The sequence below is a fragment of the Serratia sp. H1w genome (assembly GCF_000633355.1).
GTDB lineage: Bacteria > Pseudomonadota > Gammaproteobacteria > Enterobacterales > Enterobacteriaceae > Chania.
In genome coordinates this window covers 1-4,062 of the sequence record NZ_AYMQ01000129.1, presented here as the reverse complement: position 1 = coordinate 4,062, position 4,062 = coordinate 1, and the positions used below count along the sequence as shown (strand labels likewise).

The window sequence follows — 4,062 nt, the reverse complement described above, 5'->3', positions numbered from 1 at the left end:
TTTTACATCGGTAGCGACAATTTGCGCAAGGCGTTCACAGATGGAAAGACCTAGCCCCGCGCCCCCCAATGTGCCGTGCCCCTCTGCGATCAAATAGAAGGGAGTGAACAGCTTAGCCTGCTGCGTTTGGCTAATGCCAATCCCGCTGTCACAAACCTCCAGATGCAACCGGGTTTGCCCTTGTCCCCCGGCAAGCTGGCTGAGCCGAACGATGACATGGCCAGACTCGGTAAACTTGATCGCGTTACTGATGAGATTGCTCAGGATCTGTCTGATACGCACCGCATCCCCAATCGCCACCGGGGGCACATCTGTCTCGACCACAGAGAACAGCAACAACCCCTTACGGTGAGCCATGGCCGCATAAGTGCCGGTGCAACTTTGTACCAGTTCGCGGGGATGAAACGCTCGGTTTTCCAGCTGCATCTGCCCGGCCTCAATCTTGCTGACGTCCAGGATATCGCTGATCAATTGCAACAGCATTTGTGACGCGTCATCGATGCGTTCGACATACTGGCGCTGCTGGAGATCCAACCGCGTAGTGGCCAATAGTTCCAGAGTGCCTAATGCACCATACAACGGCGTACGGATCTCATGACTCATGGTGGCCAGGAAGGTGGACTTTGCGGCGCTGGCATCATCCGCCGCAGCCTTGGCTCGCGCCAGTTGACGCTCTATTTCCGCCCGCGCGCTGACGTCCGCAAAGGCGCACAGGATCACGTCCCGCTGCATGTAGCGGGTGGGCGCATAGGCCACGTAAAGTACCCTTCCCCCTGCCATATCCAGCTGTTCGATCACCCCAGCCGCCGGTGAGGAAAACACTTGTTCCAACAGGCTGTCCGTGACGGCGGATTCAGGCAGCCGCTCACCGACGGTCGCGCCCAGCCATTCCAATGCCAGCGCATTGCCAAATACCAGATGGCTATCGGCACGATCGATCAGGCACAGCGCAACCGGGGCCGTCTGGATCAGGGTACGGTTAAAGGCGTCGCTTTCCAGGATTTCATGCTGGGCCTCCTGGGCTGGCAAGATCACCCGCCGGTTATACCAGCGCAGATAGGCCAAACCGCTAACGATGCCGATCAGCAAAAGCAATAGCACGCTAACCGGCAACCACAGGTTGTCCTGGAAAAAGCTCGCATAGCTGACGGCATAATAGCCCGTCCAATTGCCGCTTGGGTCGACCACCTTGAACACCAGACCGTTCAGGGTATAGTGCAATCCAGGCAGATCGACACCTGGTGGGTTTCCTTCTCCCATCAACAGGCCATGCGCTTTATGGCTCAACCACATATGGTCATAGCGCTGCAGCCAGAAGATATGACGCGGTGCCGGATTGACGGCACGCTCCAGCACCCCAACACTCGAGCGACTCAGCAGGGTTACCGCGTAGATACAGCTGCCAGGGCTGTTGCTATAGTCGCGCCAGATACTAGGCGAGAACCCCGCAGGGATTAGCCCGATCAACCGACCTGGCAGCGTTGCAGCCCGAAACCAGATAGTCTCATCATCTATTGGCAGGCCCCCAGCATGCCACTGGCAATCCATGGTACGAGCACCACGGCTTAACCGTTCACGTACAGCAGTGACCACACCGCGATATGTCTCAAGGCTAATCTGTTGATCGCCGCCATTGGTATTTACCGCGGGTACGCTGATCCCGATATCGTCAACTTGACTGACAAAGAACACAGAGGAAGCCGGAAAGTAGGATGAAGCCCAAAACGCAGCGTAAAAATCGGCGAGATAACTACCTAACGGTAACAGCGACTCGGGCGTGTCGGGGCAATCTTGTTCGCACAGCAAAGAGAACGGGATATCCACGACGGACTCACGCCCTTCAAACAACCGGGTGCCCCAAGCTGGCAAGGAGGCAACCTCATGAAAACTGCCAACGCGCGTGGCGGGCAATGCTGCCAGTTGGCCGTTCTGGTGGCGTAATTGATGCAAAAAAGTTTCCTGCTCGTGGGCATACCCCACCAGCGTCAGGAAGTCTAACGTAAACCGGCCACGCTCCTGATCGATAATGCGCTGAGTGCCCCAATACAGACCTGCGGCCAATACCATCGCCAGCACCACCAAGCCGGACAGCGTTTTGTTTTGTCTACGTAACGTATGCGTGATGCGGCTAAACGGTGTTTGTGGCATAGGGGACGACCTGCAATAAAATCACGGAGCTTGAATTGATTATAAGATTGGCAAACCAGAACTGCCCACCAGTCTAACCAGACCTGACTCAACACAGGCCAAATAAAGCGTGATAATCCTTGGTGATCACCAGGCCGAGCAGTAACAGCAGAATGACTATAGTGATTGAGAGCACCCAGAGGGTGACCGGATAGTCCATCGCGGTAGCGTTTTTTGCCGCTTTGGTTTCCTCCACGGGCGGTTCAGCAACCGCGTCCCCGACCACGTTCACCGAATATTTCTTGTTCACCACAAAGCCTTTTTTCGGCAAGGTAATAATCAGGTCATCAACCGCTGCAATGCTGGCGATGTTCTTGCGCAGCAGACTGATATGGTTATTGAGATTATTATTTGATGGTTTCAGGCCATGATTGGACCACACCACATCCAGCAGATAGTCACGCTCAACCCCCGACACATTCTCTAGCATCTCTACGAATAAGCGGGCGGTGATGGCCCCAATCTCAAGTGATTCACCTGGTGATTCTTGCAAAAATAGCGTTCTTTCGTCGCTATCAAATACCAGTCCGGTATCAATGATATACTTCATATTATGTTAACTTTATAATTTTACTGCAGATAAATGATCACCTGAGAAACTTTCCATCTCAGATTTTCTGCTCCACGCATTTATGGACAATGCGTCTCGATAAGCCAGCGCCTGAACTCGCCTTTGTGTTTGAAATTAAGTTTGTTCATCGCTTTGATTTTGTGCGTACTGACCGTTTTCTGGTGAATGCCAAGCAGCTCACCAATTTCGACATTGCTGTAGCCAATCGAGTAATAATGCAGTACGTCTTTCTCTCGCAGGGTCAATGAATGAGGTTGCTTAACCTGCACCATCCTCTGTGGCGCGAGATATACCTCATTGATTTGCTGCAAGAATGCACTGGTAGATTGATTACTTTGCAGCACTCTCATCGTTCCCCCTGAACGATTTAAAATCAACGCATCCTCAGGTTGCAGAATAAATAGTGTGTCGGCACCGACCATATTCCTGGCGTAGAGATACTGCGACAGATTGTCGACACCAATAAAGGCCAGATAGTAATGAACATTGCTGTTAAGCGATTCCTCAATGTCAACAAGGATGCCTTTCTCATTAAAGTAGTTCCGTAAGAGATACGTCAGGCCTTGTATAAAGAACTTGTCATCGTTAGAGATAAATATTTTGATATTCATGATGATCTACCCAGCGCATTATGCGACGACGCCACGGCAAGCCAACCGCAACGAAATCTCGTCAGTCAAATGGATTAAAAACAGTGCCAGTTAAACGTCGCCAACATGTCAACTGAGGCACAAGCAGGGTTCTTGGAAGATCGCTATTTCCCCTGCACAGCTACCATGTATTCTGGTTGCTGAGTGCCTTACTGTTGTCCGCCCGAGGTTAAATTTGCTTATACTTAATAGTACCAAGCAGTCCGTATCAAGTTCGATAAGCAGGCATTATCCGGATTTATCTACCGGGTGATATAAGGTTAACCTTAAAGCACGCGCGGCAATGGTGAGATGGGCAACAAGTAGAAGGGGCAAGATGAGTCTTGATTATCTGACACGCCATTCCTTTGCATACGATTACAGCCTGTAAATTCTGGTGCTTACACCAAGATACCCATTATGTAGGTGAGGCCAACTTGAGTTCCATCTACCAAGAAGATTCTTAGATTTGATTCTTCCCTGCTAATATTAATTAATGTCGTCCAGCTGTCAATGACCGTGATGAATTCACACAATAAAAATACAACCAATTGATTTAATTTGATATTTAATTAAAAACCCACTCTAGCATACAGCGATAAATGCATCTTTTGGTGGTTTATCACAAAACTGCAAAAAAAGTAGCTGCAAAATCTGGTCAAGTATTCAATGTGT

3 protein-coding genes are annotated in these 4,062 nt (G+C 50.5%); all 3 read right to left on the bottom strand.

Features of this window, described 5'->3' with window-relative positions:
* The coding region (locus tag U869_RS0126280; protein ID WP_025123678.1) for a histidine kinase dimerization/phospho-acceptor domain-containing protein at positions 1-2,148 on the bottom strand (2,148 nt) is incomplete at its 3' end.
* 88 nt (positions 2,149-2,236) lie between these two features.
* Positions 2,237-2,737: a winged helix-turn-helix domain-containing protein gene (locus U869_RS30225; RefSeq protein ID WP_025123679.1), complete on the bottom strand. Its 501-nt coding sequence runs from the start codon at positions 2,735-2,737 to the stop codon at positions 2,237-2,239.
* Between the two features lie 80 nt (positions 2,738-2,817).
* A complete protein-coding gene (locus U869_RS0126270; RefSeq protein WP_025123680.1) occupies positions 2,818-3,369 on the bottom strand; it encodes a LuxR C-terminal-related transcriptional regulator in 552 nt (183 codons plus the stop codon).
* Positions 3,370-4,062: the final 693 nt, after the last annotated feature.

Bases quoted from the DNA above. Each gene is read 5' to 3' on its own strand.
- U869_RS30225 (WP_025123679.1), bottom strand. From the start codon at position 2,737: ATGAAGTATATCATTGATACCGGACTGGTATTTGATAGCGACGAAAGA.
- U869_RS0126270 (WP_025123680.1), bottom strand. From the start codon at position 3,369: ATGAATATCAAAATATTTATCTCTAACGATGACAAGTTCTTTATACAA.